The organism is Bacillus sp. FSL H8-0545, from assembly GCF_038006105.1.
GTDB classification, from domain to species: domain Bacteria; phylum Bacillota; class Bacilli; order Bacillales; family Bacillaceae_G; genus Bacillus_A; species Bacillus_A cereus_U.
Map to the genome: position 1 here is coordinate 71,204 of NZ_JBBOUO010000001.1, position 16,297 is coordinate 87,500.

Sequence of the window (16,297 nt, forward strand, 5' to 3'; positions counted from 1 at the left end):
GATGAGTATAGAAAAACTGATTATATAAGTATGTGTGATATGATGTTTTTATAAGTTTTATACATACTGCACAAATATAGATTAAATAAGATAAGTGGTGAGAATATGATTTTTGTATTGGATGTAGGGAACACAAATGCGGTACTAGGTGTGTTTGAAGAGGGGAAACTTCGTCAGCATTGGCGCATGGAAACAGATCGTCATAAAACAGAAGATGAGTATGGGATGCTTGTAAAGCAGTTACTTGAGCATGAAGATCTTTCTTTTGAAGATGTGAAAGGTATTATTGTGTCTTCAGTCGTACCGCCAATTATGTTCGCTTTAGAGCGTATGTGTGAAAAGTATTTTAAAATTAAACCGCTTGTAGTGGGGCCTGGGATAAAAACTGGCTTGAATATTAAATATGAAAATCCACGTGAAGTAGGCGCGGACCGAATTGTAAATGCAGTAGCAGGAATCCACTTATATGGAAGTCCGCTTATTATTGTTGATTTTGGTACGGCTACTACATATTGTTATATTAACGAAGAGAAGCATTATATGGGTGGCGTCATTACGCCAGGAATTATGATTTCGGCAGAGGCTTTATATAGCAGAGCAGCAAAGCTTCCTCGTATTGAAATTACAAAACCGAGTAGTGTTATCGGGAAGAATACAGTAAGTGCAATGCAATCAGGTATTCTTTATGGATACGTTGGACAAGTGGAAGGTATTGTTAAGCGTATGAAGGAAGAAGCTAAGCAAGAACCGAAAGTTATTGCAACAGGTGGATTAGCAAAATTAATTTCAGAAGAATCAAATGTAATTGATATTGTAGATCCGTTTTTAACGTTAAAAGGTTTGTATATGTTATATGAACGTAATGCAAATTTACAACATGAGAAGGGTGAATAAATAAGTATGAAAGATTATTTAGTAAAAGCGTTAGCGTTTAATGGAGAGGTTCGTGCTTATAGTGTACGTACAACAAATACAGTAAGTGAGGCGCAAAAACGTCATGATACATGGAGAACAGCTTCAGCGGCACTTGGTCGTTCTTTAACTGCGGGTACAATGATGGGTGCTATGTTAAAAGGCGAGCAGAAGTTAACGATTAAAGTAGAGGGTAACGGCCCGATTGGTCCTATCTTAGTCGATGCTCATGCAAATGGGGATGTACGTGGTTATGTAACGAATCCGCATGTTGATTTTGAAGGAACGGAACAAGGGAAATTACGTGTATATCAAGCGGTAGGTACAGAAGGATTTGTAACGGTAATTAAAGATATCGGTATGCGTGAACCGTTTATCGGTCAATCTCCAATTGTTTCAGGAGAACTAGGGGAAGATTTCACATATTATTTCGCAGTTTCTGAGCAGACACCTTCTTCTGTAGGTGTTGGTGTTCTTGTAAATGGAGATGATAGCGTATTAGCGGCAGGTGGATTCATTCTTCAAATTATGCCGGGTGCGCAGGAAGAAACAATTTCATTTATTGAAGAGCGTCTGCAACAAATCCCGCCGGTATCACAATTAATCGAACAAGGTCTTTCTCCAGAAGAATTACTGTATGAAGTGCTTGGAGAAGATAAAGTGAAAGTGCTAGAAACAATGGATGTTCAATTTAATTGTACATGTTCACGTGAGCGTATTGAAAGTGTGCTAATTAGTTTAGGTAAAGCGGAGTTAGAACAAATTCGTGCAGAAGAAGAAGAGACGGAAGTTCACTGTCACTTCTGTAATGAACGACATAAATTCGCTAAAGAAGATATTACAAGTCTAATTGAGAACCTGTAATAAAGAAGTTTAGGCGGAGAATCAGCCGCCCAAATAGATTGACAAACAGGGAATTTTCTGACAAAATCTAAATATAGATAAAACCAATAAAAATACTCGGTGTTAGGAGTGACAGGAATGCGAGTGGCACAATCAGTTTCAGAATTAATCGGGAAAACGCCGATCGTTAAGTTGAACCGCATCGTAGAATCAGACAGCGCAGATGTATACTTAAAATTAGAATTTATGAATCCGGGGAGCAGTGTTAAAGATCGTATCGCGTTAGCTATGATTGAAGATGCTGAAAATAAAGGATTATTAAAAGAGGGCGATACAATCATTGAGCCGACAAGTGGTAACACAGGTATTGGCTTAGCGATGGTAGCAGCTGCTAAAGGATATAAGGCAATTTTAGTAATGCCAGAAACAATGAGTATTGAGCGTCGTAATTTATTACGCGCTTACGGTGCTGAATTAGTATTGACTCCAGGACCTGAAGGAATGGGCGGAGCAATTCGAAAGGCAACTGAATTAGCAGAAGAACATGGGTACTTTATACCACAACAGTTCCAAAACCAAGCGAATCCAGAAATCCATCGTATAACAACAGGTCCAGAAATTGTTGAACAGATGGGGGATCAATTAGATGCGTTTATCGCAGGTATTGGTACAGGTGGAACAATTACAGGTGCCGGTGAAGTGCTGAAAGAAGCTTATAAAGATATCAAAATTTACGCGGTAGAACCTGCGGATTCACCAGTATTATCTGGTGGAAAGCCAGGACCACATAAGATCCAAGGAATTGGAGCGGGATTTGTTCCGGAGACATTGGATGTAGAGGTATATGATGAAATTATTCAAGTGAAAACGGAGCAAGCGTTCGAATATGCGAGAAGAGTGGCTAGAGAAGAAGGTATTTTAGTTGGTATCTCTTCGGGAGCAGTCGTTTATGCAGCGATAGAAGTTGCGAAGAAATTAGGTAAAGGGAAAAAGGTACTTGTTATTATCCCAAGTAACGGTGAACGTTATTTAAGTACACCACTTTATCAATTTGAGTCATAATTGAATGTGATTTGAAAAGCATCCTTAAAAAAGGATGCTTTTTCTTTTTTGATTGGAAAAAGGAAAAGAGTGAATGACTAGAAAACTTCATGTAAAATAAGAAGTAGTATAATTAATTTATTTTCACTAGCCCTCAAGTATAATCATTCTCTATATAAATAATTTTATGTAGTTTGAGTTGATTGGCTTAAGAGGGTGGGATAACAGAAGACGGGGTGTTGATATGCAACGAAGAAAATCTTTAGCGCTTTCTATTCCATATCAGTTAGATTTCTTTAAGCAATATAAATTTCTTTCTCAGGATAAGCCGCAACATATTTTGTTAGAAAGTGGACGTGGTGGTCGTTATAACATTGTTGGGCTGGATCCAGTAGCGGTAATTCAGGGTAAGAATGAGACGTTACATATAAGTGAAAGTGGTAAGGGAACAATAAAGCGAGGGAATCCACTAGATTTAATGCAAGCGTATATGGAGAAATGGAAAACGGATTATAATCCGGAGTACCCACCTTTTCAAGGTGGGGCAATTGGATACTTTAGTTATGATTGTATCCGTTATATTGAAAAACTTTCTTCTCTTGCGAAGGATGATATTAATATACCTGACATATTCTTTTTGTTATTTGATGACGTGTTTGTGTATGATCAACAGGAGAGAGTATTATGGATTATTACTCATTATGTAGATGAGTGTGAAGAGGCAGAAGAGCGATTAAATGAATGGAAGGGTCTTTGGATGAAAGAAGCACCCAAAGTGACTATGCCGTTTGAATGTCCTGAAAAGAAAAATGAAGCAGTCGCTTTTACGGAAGAGGGCTTTATGAAGGCTGTTGAACGTATTCAAGAATATATCGGAGCGGGTGATGTGTTTCAAGTAAACTTGTCAACAAGACAAGAAAGAACATTACAAACACATCCACTAGAAATATATACAAGTCTTCGTGAAATTAATCCATCTCCATATATGGGTTACTTGGAGTTTGGAGATTTTCAAATTGTTAGTGCTTCGCCTGAATTGCTAATTAAAAAGCAAGGAAAGGAAGTGAGTACAAGGCCAATTGCCGGTACGCGCTCTCGAGGAGCAAGTGAACAAGAGGATGAGGAATTAGCGAAAGAATTAATTGAAAACGAAAAGGAAAGAGCGGAGCATGTAATGCTTGTGGATTTAGAACGAAATGACTTGGGCCGTGTTTGTAAATATGGCACTGTTGAAGTAGATGAATTTATGGTAATTGAAAAATACTCACACGTTATGCATATTGTTTCTAATGTGCGTGGTGAGGTGGAAGCAGATAAAGATGCTTTCGATTTGGTGAAGGCTGTATTTCCTGGTGGGACAATTACCGGTGCCCCGAAAATACGTACGATGGAAATTATTGAAGAATTAGAACCTGTTCGCCGAGGGATTTATACGGGTTCAATTGGTTGGATTGGTTATTCTGGAGATACGGAATTGAATATTGTAATCCGAACACTGCTTGCTAAAGATGGACAAGCGCATGTGCAAGCTGGAGCGGGTATTGTAATTGATTCAAATCCAAAAAATGAATATAAAGAGTCGTTAAAAAAAGCAATCGCTTTATGGCGTGCAAAAGAAAGTAGCGAAGAAACGGTTAGGTGAGAGAAATGATATTAATGATTGATAATTATGATTCTTTTACATTTAATTTAGTGCAGTTTCTTGGGGAACTTGGACAAGAGCTTGTTGTTAAGCGTAATGATGAAGTGACTATTTCGGATATTGAGAATATGAAACCGGATTTTTTAATGATTTCGCCAGGTCCATGTAGCCCTAATGAGGCGGGAATCAGTATGGATGTTATTAAATATTTTGCAGGTAAGCTTCCGATTTTTGGGGTCTGTCTTGGACATCAATCCATTGCACAAGTATTTGGAGGGGATGTTGTCAAGGCAGAGCGTTTGATGCATGGGAAAACATCTTTAATGCATCATGATGGGCAGACGATTTTTTCTGATATTCCAAATCCATTTACCGCGACACGTTATCACTCTCTTATCGTAAAAAAAGAGACGTTACCGAATTGTTTAGAGATAACATCTTGGACTGAAGAAGGTGAAATTATGGCGCTTCGTCATAAAACGTTGCCGATTGAAGGGGTACAATTCCATCCGGAATCTATTATGACTTCTCACGGGAAAGAGTTGCTACAGAATTTCATTCGCAAATATAGCCCAAGTGTGACATCGTGTTAATTTACGTAAATGGCACGTATGTAGAAGCGAGTGAAGCGAAAATTTCTCCGTATGACCACGGTTACCTATATGGGCTTGGGGTTTTTGAGACGTTTCGTATTTATAATGGTCATCCCTTTTTATTGGATGATCATTATGAACGCTTAATGGGTGCGCTCGATATATTGCAAATCAAATGGACAATGACAAAAGATGAAGTGATGCTTATTTTAAAGAATCTACTCGTTAAGAATGGGTTAAAGCATGCATATGTGCGCTTAAATGTATCGGCGGGTATAGATGAAATAGGATTACAAACGGAAGTATATGAAGAACCGTCTGTTATTGTTTTTATAAAACCTTTAGCAGCTCCAGGGAATGTAGTGGAAAAAGAAGGAGTTATGTTAAAGCAAGTGAGAAATACACCAGAGGGTGCATTTCGCTTGAAGTCCCATCATTATTTAAATAATATTTTAGGGAAACGCGAAATTGGAAATGTTGTGAATAAGGAAGGTATTTTTCTTACCGAAACAGGTTATGTTGCAGAGGGTATTGTTTCGAATCTCTTTTTTGTTAAAGGGGATATTTTATATACTCCTTCATTAGAAACAGGGATTTTAAACGGAATCACTCGTGCGTTTATTATAAAGGCTGCTGAAGAGCTAGATATAGAAGTAAAGGAAGGTTTCTTTACAAAAGATGAATTGCTTTCAGCGGATGAAGTGTTCGTAACGAACTCTATTCAAGAGATTGTCCCCCTTTATCGTATAGAGGAGAAAGATTTCCCGGGTAAAGTGGGAGTGGTTACAAAAAGACTTATGGATCTTTATGGAGTGCAGAGAGAGAAATTGTGGAGCAGAAATGAATTGCGAAGAGGAGATGTGTAGTTTGAAGTGGGATTATGATTTGCGCTGCGGCGAATATACATTGAACTTAAATGAAAAGACATTAATTATGGGGATTTTAAATGTAACGCCAGATTCATTTTCTGATGGTGGGAGTTACAACGAAGTAGATGCTGCAGTGCGACATGCGAAAGAAATGAAAAATGAAGGTGCTCATATTATTGATATTGGCGGCGAATCTACTCGACCGGGTTTCGCTAAAGTTTCAGTAGAAGAAGAAATAAAGCGAGTTGTTCCAATGATTCAGGCAGTGTCAAAAGAAGCAAAGCTACCTATTTCTATTGATACGTATAAAGCTGAAGTTGCGAAACAAGCGATTGAAGCTGGTGCTCATATTATTAATGATATTTGGGGAGCGAAGGCTGAACCGAAGATTGCTGAAGTTGCAGCTTATTATGATGTGCCTATTATCTTAATGCATAACCGAGATAATATGAACTACCGCAATTTAATGGCTGATATGATTGCTGATTTGTATGAGAGTATTAAAATTGCTAAAGATGCGGGCGTGCGAGATGAGAATATTATTTTAGACCCAGGTATTGGCTTTGCGAAAACACCTGAGCAAAATTTAGAAGCGATGCGTAATTTAGAGCAGTTAAATGTACTGGGTTACCCAGTACTATTAGGTACTTCAAGAAAGTCCTTTATTGGCCATGTATTAGATTTACCAGTGGAGGAACGTCTTGAAGGAACGGGCGCTACCGTTTGTCTTGGTATTGAAAAGGGCTGTGAGTTTATCCGTGTTCATGATGTGAAAGAAATGGCGCGTATGGCTAAGATGATGGATGCAATGATTGGTAAGGGGGCAAAGTAATTGGATAAAATTTATATCCATGATATGGAGTTTTACGGTTATCATGGTGTATTCCCGGAAGAAAATAAATTGGGTCAGAGATTTAAAGTCGATTTAACGGTGGAGTTGGATTTAAAACGTGCAGGAGAAAGTGACGACTTAGAGCATTCTGTCAATTACGGGGAGCTTTTCGAACTATGTAGAAAAGTTGTTGAAGATAGAACGTATAAGCTTGTAGAAAGTATCGCTGAAAATATCGCTACAGATATATTGAAACAATATGAGGGTATTTCACAATGTACAATTAAGGTAATTAAACCAGATCCGCCGATACCGGGGCATTATCGTGCTGTAGCGGTAGAAATTACGAGAGAACGTCCATGAATAATATAGCGTACATTGCATTAGGTTCGAATATTGGGGAGCGTTATATTTATTTAACTGAAGCAATTCAGTTTTTAAATAAAAACCAGCATATCCAAGTCGATGATGTTTCGTCTGTATATGAAACTGATCCGGTTGGCTATACTGACCAAAATTGCTTTTTAAATTTAGTTATAAAAATTTCTACCAATTTATCACCGCAAGAATTATTGAAAGTAACGCAAAAGGTAGAGAATGACCTAGGAAGAAAAAGGGAAATTAGATGGGGCCCGAGGACCATCGACCTTGACATTTTACTATATAATCAAGAAAATATTGAAGCAGAGAATCTTATTGTTCCGCATCCGCGGATGTTCGAAAGAGCTTTTGTTATCGTTCCGTTGTTAGAGATTAATCAAGATATAAAACAAAACATTTCACGTTCACAAGTAGAAGAAATGAAAAGGCGAGAGGGAGTAACGGTATGGAAGCAGAAAAATGGGGAAGACGCATTCGTGCTTTTCGAAAGCTAAAAGGCTATACGCAAGAAGGTTTTGCGAAAGAATTAGGGGTATCTGTATCGGTTTTAGGTGAAGTTGAGAGGGGCAATAGATCACCTTCCCAAGATTTTGTAGTAGAAGTCGCTAAAACATTAAACGTTTCAATAGACGAATTGATGCCAAAGTGACCGTAAAGGAAGGAGTAAGTCGGGTGTTAAAGATTGCAAATATTGAGATGAAAAATCCAGTTGTACTAGCACCGATGGCGGGAGTGTGTAACTCTGCATTCCGTTTGACAGTAAAAGAATTTGGTGCAGGTCTAGTTTGTGCTGAAATGGTAAGTGATAAGGCAATATTACTTAATAACAAAAGAACATTAGATATGTTATATATCGATGAGAGAGAAAAGCCATTAAGTTTACAAATTTTTGGTGGAGAGAAAGAAACTCTTGTAGATGCTGCGAAATACGTAGATAAATATACGACAGCAGATATTATTGATATTAATATGGGTTGCCCAGTACCGAAAATCACTAAGTGTGATGCGGGAGCAAAGTGGCTTTTAGACCCAAATAAAATATATGAGATGGTAGCGGCAGTTGTAGATGCAGTTGAAAAACCAGTTACAGTTAAAATGCGTATTGGTTGGGATGAAGATCATATTTTTGCAGTTGAAAACGCTAGAGCTGTTGAGAGTGCTGGTGGGCAAGCTGTAGCAGTTCATGGACGTACACGAGTGCAAATGTATGAAGGGAAAGCGGATTGGGATATTATTAAACAAGTAAAGCAATCTGTGAATATCCCGGTTATCGGAAATGGTGATGTAGAAACACCGCAAGATGCAAAGCGTATGCTTGATGAAGTTGGTGTAGATGGAGTTATGATTGGTCGCGCTGCTCTTGGAGACCCGTGGATGATTTATCGTACGGTAAAGTATTTAGAGACAGGTGAATTAATGCCGGAACCAACAGTGCGTGAGAAAATTGATGTATGTATGTTGCATCTAGATCGTCTTATCGATTTAAAGAACGAAAATGTCGCTGTAAGAGAGATGAGAAAGCATGCAGCTTGGTATTTAAAAGGTGTTCGTGGTAATGCAAGTGTGCGCAATGGTATCAATATTTGTAACACACGTGAGGACCTTGCGAATTTATTAGGTGCATTTGTAGAAGAAGTAGAAGCGAAACAACAAACAATTTATGTTGGTTAATAAGGGGACATAGGAGATTGACATTCTTCTATACACTTCCTATAATTACGTGAAAGAAAGAAGAACTGCCAGTTGGTTGCTGGCAGTTTTTCTAGTTGAGTAGAAAATGCTATACTGTATATATTGTAAAATTTAATAGAGCTGGAGTGATATCAATATCATGGATAACATGAACCACGAAGAATTAAACGACCAATTGCTTGTTCGTCGTGAAAAGCTACATAATTTACGTGAGCAAGGAATCGATCCGTTCGGTAAACGATTTGAACGCACAAATTCAACAACGGACTTAGTAAGTCTATATGGAGAATTCTCTAAAGAAGAATTAGAAGAGAAAGAAATCACTGTTTCTATCGCTGGTCGTATTATGACAAAACGCGGTAAAGGAAAAGCGGGATTTGCGCACGTTCAAGATTTACAGGGGCAAGTTCAAATTTATGTTCGTAAAGATACTGTTGGAGATGAAGAGTACGAGTTATTTACGACAGCAGATTTAGGGGACTTAGTAGGTATTGAAGGTAAAGTGTTCAAAACAAACGTTGGAGAACTTTCAGTAAAAGCAACAGGATTTACACTTTTAACGAAATCTCTTCGTCCATTACCGGATAAATATCATGGATTAAAAGATGTTGAACAACGCTACCGTCAACGTTACTTAGACTTAATTACAAGTATGGAAAGCCGTGAAACGTTCGTTACCCGTAGTAAAATCATTCGTGAAATGAGAAGATATTTAGATGACAACGGTTATCTTGAAGTAGAAACGCCTATGATGCACGCGATTGCAGGTGGAGCATCTGCTCGTCCTTTCACTACGCACCATAATGCGTTAGATATGGAATTGTATATGCGTATCGCAATTGAACTTCATTTAAAACGTCTTATTGTGGGCGGATTAGAAAAAGTTTATGAAATCGGCCGTGTATTCCGTAATGAGGGTGTATCAACTCGTCATAACCCTGAGTTTACGATGATTGAATTATATGAAGCGTACGCTGATTATAATGATATTATGAAACTAACAGAAAATATGGTTGCTCATATCGCGAAAAAAGTATTGGGTACAACAACAATCCAATATGGTGATTATGAAATTAATCTAGAACCAGAATGGACACGTCTTCATATGGTAGATGCAATTAAGCAACACTCTGGAGCGGATTTCTGGAATCCAATGAGTGTAGAAGAAGCGCGTGAACTTGCAAAAGAACATAATGTAGAAATTAAGGATACAATGGAAGTTGGTCATATTATTAATGAATTCTTCGAACAAAAAGTAGAAGATAAATTAATTCAACCGACATTTATTTACGGTCATCCGGTAGAGATTTCACCACTTGCGAAAAAGAATGATGAAGATCCACGATTCACAGATCGTTTCGAATTATTCATTGTTGCTCGTGAACATGCGAATGCATTCACTGAGTTAAATGATCCAATCGATCAAAAGGAACGTTTTGAAGCTCAATTAAAAGAGCGTGAGCAAGGTAATGATGAAGCTCATATGATGGATGATGACTATATCGAAGCTCTTGAGTATGGTATGCCTCCTACGGGCGGATTAGGAATCGGTATTGATCGTCTTGTTATGTTATTAACAAACGCACCATCTATTCGTGACGTACTATTATTCCCAGCTATGCGCCATAAACAAGACTAAGCTTTGGAGATTTCTCCAAAGCTTTTTTTATTTCTTTATTTGAGGGGAGAGAAACCTTCTATTAAAAAGAAAGTGAGATTATTGCTCGTTGAATGGATGCCAAATTAAAAAACTATACTTATATAGAAGAAAGGTGCTGTTTTTATGCTTTCTTACTAAGTTGAAAATTTTATTAGAAAAACTATTGCATTTCATTTTTCCACATGATATATTAATAACCGTCGCTGATGCGGAAACGCAGAAAACGACAAAAAAGAAATTGAAAAACTTAGTTGACATCGAAAAATGAAGATGTTAACATAAGGAAGTCGCAAATGAGCGACTAAGTAGTTCTTTGAAAACTGAACGAAACAAACAACGTAAACGTCAATTTTTATTTTTAGATGCTAGACAAACTAACTTTATTGGAGAGTTTGATCCTGGCTCAGGATGAACGCTGGCGGCGTGCCTAATACATGCAAGTCGAGCGAATGGATTAAGAGCTTGCTCTTATGAAGTTAGCGGCGGACGGGTGAGTAACACGTGGGTAACCTACCCATAAGACTGGGATAACTCCGGGAAACCGGGGCTAATACCGGATAATATTTTGAACTGCATAGTTCGAAATTGAAAGGCGGCTTCGGCTGTCACTTATGGATGGACCCGCGTCGCATTAGCTAGTTGGTGAGGTAACGGCTCACCAAGGCAACGATGCGTAGCCGACCTGAGAGGGTGATCGGCCACACTGGGACTGAGACACGGCCCAGACTCCTACGGGAGGCAGCAGTAGGGAATCTTCCGCAATGGACGAAAGTCTGACGGAGCAACGCCGCGTGAGTGATGAAGGCTTTCGGGTCGTAAAACTCTGTTGTTAGGGAAGAACAAGTGCTAGTTGAATAAGCTGGCACCTTGACGGTACCTAACCAGAAAGCCACGGCTAACTACGTGCCAGCAGCCGCGGTAATACGTAGGTGGCAAGCGTTATCCGGAATTATTGGGCGTAAAGCGCGCGCAGGTGGTTTCTTAAGTCTGATGTGAAAGCCCACGGCTCAACCGTGGAGGGTCATTGGAAACTGGGAGACTTGAGTGCAGAAGAGGAAAGTGGAATTCCATGTGTAGCGGTGAAATGCGTAGAGATATGGAGGAACACCAGTGGCGAAGGCGACTTTCTGGTCTGTAACTGACACTGAGGCGCGAAAGCGTGGGGAGCAAACAGGATTAGATACCCTGGTAGTCCACGCCGTAAACGATGAGTGCTAAGTGTTAGAGGGTTTCCGCCCTTTAGTGCTGAAGTTAACGCATTAAGCACTCCGCCTGGGGAGTACGGCCGCAAGGCTGAAACTCAAAGGAATTGACGGGGGCCCGCACAAGCGGTGGAGCATGTGGTTTAATTCGAAGCAACGCGAAGAACCTTACCAGGTCTTGACATCCTCTGAAAACTCTAGAGATAGAGCTTCTCCTTCGGGAGCAGAGTGACAGGTGGTGCATGGTTGTCGTCAGCTCGTGTCGTGAGATGTTGGGTTAAGTCCCGCAACGAGCGCAACCCTTGATCTTAGTTGCCATCATTAAGTTGGGCACTCTAAGGTGACTGCCGGTGACAAACCGGAGGAAGGTGGGGATGACGTCAAATCATCATGCCCCTTATGACCTGGGCTACACACGTGCTACAATGGACGGTACAAAGAGCTGCAAGACCGCGAGGTGGAGCTAATCTCATAAAACCGTTCTCAGTTCGGATTGTAGGCTGCAACTCGCCTACATGAAGCTGGAATCGCTAGTAATCGCGGATCAGCATGCCGCGGTGAATACGTTCCCGGGCCTTGTACACACCGCCCGTCACACCACGAGAGTTTGTAACACCCGAAGTCGGTGGGGTAACCTTTATGGAGCCAGCCGCCTAAGGTGGGACAGATGATTGGGGTGAAGTCGTAACAAGGTAGCCGTATCGGAAGGTGCGGCTGGATCACCTCCTTTCTATGGAGAATTGATGAACGCAGTTCATCAATAAACGTTGACTTGTTTTGTTTCGTTCAGTTTTGAGAGAACTATCTCTCAAGTTTAAATGTATGTTCTTTGAAAACTAGATAACAGTGTAGCTCATATTTTTTTAATTTTAGTTTGGTTAAGTTAGAAAGGGCGCACGGTGGATGCCTTGACACTAGGAGTCGATGAAGGACGGGACTAACGCCGATATGCTTCGGGGAGCTGTAAGTAAGCTTTGATCCGAAGATTTCCGAATGGGGAAACCCACTATACGTAATGGTATGGTATCCTTACCTGAATACATAGGGTATGGAAGACAGACCCAGGGAACTGAAACATCTAAGTACCTGGAGGAAGAGAAAGCAAATGCGATTTCCTGAGTAGCGGCGAGCGAAACGGAATCTAGCCCAAACCAAGAGGCTTGCCTCTTGGGGTTGTAGGACATTCTATACGGAGTTACAAAGGAACGAGGTAGACGAAGCGACCTGGAAAGGTCCGTCACAGAGGGTAACAACCCCGTAGTCGAAACTTCGTTCTCTCTTGAATGTATCCTGAGTACGGCGGAACACGTGAAATTCCGTCGGAATCTGGGAGGACCATCTCCCAAGGCTAAATACTCCCTAGTGATCGATAGTGAACCAGTACCGTGAGGGAAAGGTGAAAAGCACCCCGGAAGGGGAGTGAAAGAGATCCTGAAACCGTGTGCCTACAAATAGTCAGAGCCCGTTAATGGGTGATGGCGTGCCTTTTGTAGAATGAACCGGCGAGTTACGATCCCGTGCGAGGTTAAGTTGAAGAGGCGGAGCCGCAGCGAAAGCGAGTCTGAATAGGGCGTTTAGTACGTGGTCGTAGACCCGAAACCAGGTGATCTACCCATGTCCAGGGTGAAGTTCAGGTAACACTGAATGGAGGCCCGAACCCACGCACGTTGAAAAGTGCGGGGATGAGGTGTGGGTAGCGGAGAAATTCCAATCGAACCTGGAGATAGCTGGTTCTCCCCGAAATAGCTTTAGGGCTAGCCTTAAGTGTAAGAGTCTTGGAGGTAGAGCACTGATTGAACTAGGGGTCCTCATCGGATTACCGAATTCAGTCAAACTCCGAATGCCAATGACTTATCCTTAGGAGTCAGACTGCGAGTGATAAGATCCGTAGTCAAGAGGGAAACAGCCCAGATCGCCAGCTAAGGTCCCAAAGTGTGTATTAAGTGGAAAAGGATGTGGAGTTGCTTAGACAACTAGGATGTTGGCTCAGAAGCAGCCACCATTTAAAGAGTGCGTAATAGCTCACTAGTCGAGTGACTCTGCGCCGAAAATGTACCGGGGCTAAATACACCACCGAAGCTGCGAATTGATACCAATGGTATCAGTGGTAGGGGAGCGTTCTAAGTGCAGTGAAGTCAGACCGGAAGGACTGGTGGAGCGCTTAGAAGTGAGAATGCCGGTATGAGTAGCGAAAGACGGGTGAGAATCCCGTCCACCGAATGCCTAAGGTTTCCTGAGGAAGGCTCGTCCGCTCAGGGTTAGTCAGGACCTAAGCCGAGGCCGACAGGCGTAGGCGATGGACAACAGGTTGATATTCCTGTACCACCTCTTTATCGTTTGAGCAATGGAGGGACGCAGAAGGATAGAAGAAGCGTGCGATTGGTTGTGCACGTCCAAGCAGTTAGGCTGATAAGTAGGCAAATCCGCTTATCGTGAAGGCTGAGCTGTGATGGGGAAGCTCCTTATGGAGCGAAGTCTTTGATTCCCCGCTGCCAAGAAAAGCTTCTAGCGAGATAAAAGGTGCCTGTACCGCAAACCGACACAGGTAGGCGAGGAGAGAATCCTAAGGTGTGCGAGAGAACTCTGGTTAAGGAACTCGGCAAAATGACCCCGTAACTTCGGGAGAAGGGGTGCTTTCTTAACGGAAAGCCGCAGTGAATAGGCCCAAGCGACTGTTTAGCAAAAACACAGGTCTCTGCGAAGCCGTAAGGCGAAGTATAGGGGCTGACACCTGCCCGGTGCTGGAAGGTTAAGGAGAGGGGTTAGCGTAAGCGAAGCTCTGAACTGAAGCCCCAGTAAACGGCGGCCGTAACTATAACGGTCCTAAGGTAGCGAAATTCCTTGTCGGGTAAGTTCCGACCCGCACGAAAGGTGTAACGATTTGGGCACTGTCTCAACCAGAGACTCGGTGAAATTATAGTACCTGTGAAGATGCAGGTTACCCGCGACAGGACGGAAAGACCCCGTGGAGCTTTACTGTAGCCTGATATTGAATTTTGGTACAGTTTGTACAGGATAGGCGGGAGCCATTGAAACCGGAGCGCTAGCTTCGGTGGAGGCGCTGGTGGGATACCGCCCTGACTGTATTGAAATTCTAACCTACGGGTCTTATCGACCCGGGAGACAGTGTCAGGTGGGCAGTTTGACTGGGGCGGTCGCCTCCTAAAGTGTAACGGAGGCGCCCAAAGGTTCCCTCAGAATGGTTGGAAATCATTCGTAGAGTGCAAAGGCATAAGGGAGCTTGACTGCGAGACCTACAAGTCGAGCAGGGACGAAAGTCGGGCTTAGTGATCCGGTGGTTCCGCATGGAAGGGCCATCGCTCAACGGATAAAAGCTACCCCGGGGATAACAGGCTTATCTCCCCCAAGAGTCCACATCGACGGGGAGGTTTGGCACCTCGATGTCGGCTCATCGCATCCTGGGGCTGTAGTCGGTCCCAAGGGTTGGGCTGTTCGCCCATTAAAGCGGTACGCGAGCTGGGTTCAGAACGTCGTGAGACAGTTCGGTCCCTATCCGTCGTGGGCGCAGGAAATTTGAGAGGAGCTGTCCTTAGTACGAGAGGACCGGGATGGACGCACCGCTGGTGTACCAGTTGTTCTGCCAAGGGCATAGCTGGGTAGCTATGTGCGGAAGGGATAAGTGCTGAAAGCATCTAAGCATGAAGCCCCCCTCAAGATGAGATTTCCCATAGCGTAAGCTAGTAAGATCCCTGAAAGATGATCAGGTTGATAGGTTCGAGGTGGAAGCATGGTGACATGTGGAGCTGACGAATACTAATAGATCGAGGACTTAACCATATAATATGAAGCAATGTTATCTAGTTTTGAAAGAATATAAAAAACTTGTTGACTTTCAAAAGTAAATGAGTTATAATAATTCTTGTCTTAAATGAATACAGTCTGGTAATGATGGCAGAGAGGTCACACCCGTTCCCATACCGAACACGGAAGTTAAGCTCTCTAGCGCCGATGGTAGTTGGGACCTTGTCCCTGTGAGAGTAGGACGTTGCCAGGCAATTCGGAGGATTAGCTCAGCTGGGAGAGCACCTGCCTTACAAGCAGGGGGTCGGCGGTTCGATCCCGTCATCCTCCACCATTTAGCCGACTTAGCTCAATTGGTAGAGCAACTGACTTGTAATCAGTAGGTTGGGGGTTCAAGTCCTCTAGTCGGCACCAGTTTTTATTGCAAGAGCCATTAGCTCAGTTGGTAGAGCATCTGACTTTTAATCAGAGGGTCGAAGGTTCGAATCCTTCATGGCTCACCATTTTAATGAAATATGCGGGTGTGGCGGAATTGGCAGACGCACTAGACTTAGGATCTAGCGCCTTTGGCGTGGGGGTTCGACTCCCTTCACCCGCACTTTTAATAAAATAACTCAAACATGTCTTGCGGAAGTAGTTCAGTGGTAGAATACAACCTTGCCAAGGTTGGGGTCGCGGGTTCGAATCCCGTCTTCCGCTCCAATTTTCAGTATGACATGCCGGGGTGGCGGAACAGGCAGACGCACAGGACTTAAAATCCTGCGGTGGGTGACCACCGTGCGGGTTCGACCCCCGCCCTCGGCACCATATGCGCCCGTAGCTCAATTGGATAGAGCGTTTGACTACGGATCAAGAGGTTAGGGGTTCG

12 protein-coding genes, 7 tRNA genes and 3 rRNA genes (1 of these 22 only partly in view) are annotated in these 16,297 nt (G+C 42.2%); all 22 read left to right on the forward strand.

Annotated elements, in window-relative coordinates; translation table 11 throughout:
- The first annotated feature begins 105 nt into the window (after positions 1-105).
- Complete coding sequence (locus tag MHI07_RS00375; RefSeq protein ID WP_002159628.1) at positions 106-894, forward strand: type III pantothenate kinase; 789 nt, start codon at positions 106-108, stop codon at positions 892-894.
- Positions 895-900: 6 nt separating this feature from the next.
- Entirely contained in the window at positions 901-1,776 is an 876-nt protein-coding gene (hslO, locus tag MHI07_RS00380) for a redox-regulated molecular chaperone HslO (RefSeq protein ID WP_002091564.1), read from the forward strand.
- Between the two features lie 117 nt (positions 1,777-1,893).
- Complete coding sequence (cysK, locus tag MHI07_RS00385; protein WP_340821419.1) at positions 1,894-2,817, forward strand: cysteine synthase A; 924 nt, start codon at positions 1,894-1,896, stop codon at positions 2,815-2,817.
- A 223-nt stretch (positions 2,818-3,040) separates the two neighbouring features.
- Positions 3,041-4,438, forward strand: coding sequence for an aminodeoxychorismate synthase, component I (gene pabB, locus MHI07_RS00390; protein WP_340821421.1), 1,398 nt, complete (start codon positions 3,041-3,043; stop codon positions 4,436-4,438).
- A gap of 5 nt (positions 4,439-4,443) precedes the next feature.
- Positions 4,444-5,031: an aminodeoxychorismate/anthranilate synthase component II gene (pabA, locus tag MHI07_RS00395; RefSeq protein ID WP_340826857.1), complete on the forward strand. Its 588-nt coding sequence runs from the start codon at positions 4,444-4,446 to the stop codon at positions 5,029-5,031.
- Positions 5,025-5,897, forward strand: a complete 873-nt coding sequence (pabC, locus tag MHI07_RS00400) for an aminodeoxychorismate lyase (RefSeq protein WP_215580348.1) — start codon at positions 5,025-5,027, stop codon at positions 5,895-5,897. The genes pabA and pabC overlap by 7 nt, the downstream gene beginning before the upstream one ends.
- Positions 5,872-6,732, forward strand: coding sequence for a dihydropteroate synthase (gene folP / locus MHI07_RS00405; protein ID WP_002107320.1), 861 nt, complete (start codon positions 5,872-5,874; stop codon positions 6,730-6,732). The genes pabC and folP overlap by 26 nt, the downstream gene beginning before the upstream one ends.
- On the forward strand, positions 6,733-7,095 hold the full coding sequence (folB, locus tag MHI07_RS00410) for a dihydroneopterin aldolase (RefSeq protein ID WP_002159624.1): 363 nt from the start codon (positions 6,733-6,735) through the stop codon (positions 7,093-7,095). It begins immediately after the preceding gene.
- The gene (gene folK / locus MHI07_RS00415) at positions 7,092-7,607 is read left to right on the forward strand and encodes a 2-amino-4-hydroxy-6-hydroxymethyldihydropteridine diphosphokinase (protein WP_002144510.1); all 516 of its coding nucleotides are present in this window, start codon (positions 7,092-7,094) and stop codon (positions 7,605-7,607) included. Before folB ends, folK begins: the two co-directional genes overlap by 4 nt.
- Positions 7,559-7,762 carry a helix-turn-helix domain-containing protein gene (locus MHI07_RS00420; RefSeq protein ID WP_002009706.1) on the forward strand — a complete coding sequence of 68 codons (204 nt, stop codon included), beginning with the start codon at positions 7,559-7,561 and terminating at the stop codon, positions 7,760-7,762. The genes folK and MHI07_RS00420 overlap by 49 nt, the downstream gene beginning before the upstream one ends.
- Before the next feature lie 23 nt (positions 7,763-7,785).
- Positions 7,786-8,784, forward strand: a complete 999-nt coding sequence (gene dusB / locus MHI07_RS00425; RefSeq protein WP_340821426.1) for a tRNA dihydrouridine synthase DusB — start codon at positions 7,786-7,788, stop codon at positions 8,782-8,784.
- 160 nt (positions 8,785-8,944) lie between these two features.
- Positions 8,945-10,444, forward strand: a complete 1,500-nt coding sequence (gene lysS / locus MHI07_RS00430) for a lysine--tRNA ligase (protein ID WP_002159620.1) — start codon at positions 8,945-8,947, stop codon at positions 10,442-10,444.
- A 401-nt stretch (positions 10,445-10,845) separates the two neighbouring features.
- Positions 10,846-12,397, forward strand: a 16S ribosomal RNA gene (locus MHI07_RS00435).
- A gap of 146 nt (positions 12,398-12,543) precedes the next feature.
- Positions 12,544-15,465, forward strand: a 23S ribosomal RNA gene (locus tag MHI07_RS00440).
- A 101-nt stretch (positions 15,466-15,566) separates the two neighbouring features.
- Positions 15,567-15,682: ribosomal RNA gene (rrf, locus tag MHI07_RS00445) — 5S ribosomal RNA — on the forward strand.
- Together the 16S, 23S and 5S rRNA genes with 7 tRNA genes alongside form the textbook arrangement of a ribosomal RNA operon.
- Positions 15,683-15,687: 5 nt before the next feature.
- Positions 15,688-15,763: transfer RNA gene (locus MHI07_RS00450), tRNA-Val, on the forward strand.
- 4 nt (positions 15,764-15,767) lie between these two features.
- A tRNA-Thr gene (locus MHI07_RS00455) sits at positions 15,768-15,843 on the forward strand.
- Positions 15,844-15,856: 13 nt separating this feature from the next.
- Positions 15,857-15,932 (forward strand) — tRNA-Lys (locus MHI07_RS00460).
- A gap of 14 nt (positions 15,933-15,946) precedes the next feature.
- Positions 15,947-16,027 (forward strand) — tRNA-Leu (locus MHI07_RS00465).
- A 29-nt stretch (positions 16,028-16,056) separates the two neighbouring features.
- Positions 16,057-16,131, forward strand: a tRNA-Gly gene (locus MHI07_RS00470).
- A gap of 16 nt (positions 16,132-16,147) precedes the next feature.
- Positions 16,148-16,236 (forward strand) — tRNA-Leu (locus MHI07_RS00475).
- A gap of 3 nt (positions 16,237-16,239) precedes the next feature.
- Positions 16,240-16,297 (forward strand) — tRNA-Arg (locus MHI07_RS00480) (it continues 16 nt past the right edge of the window).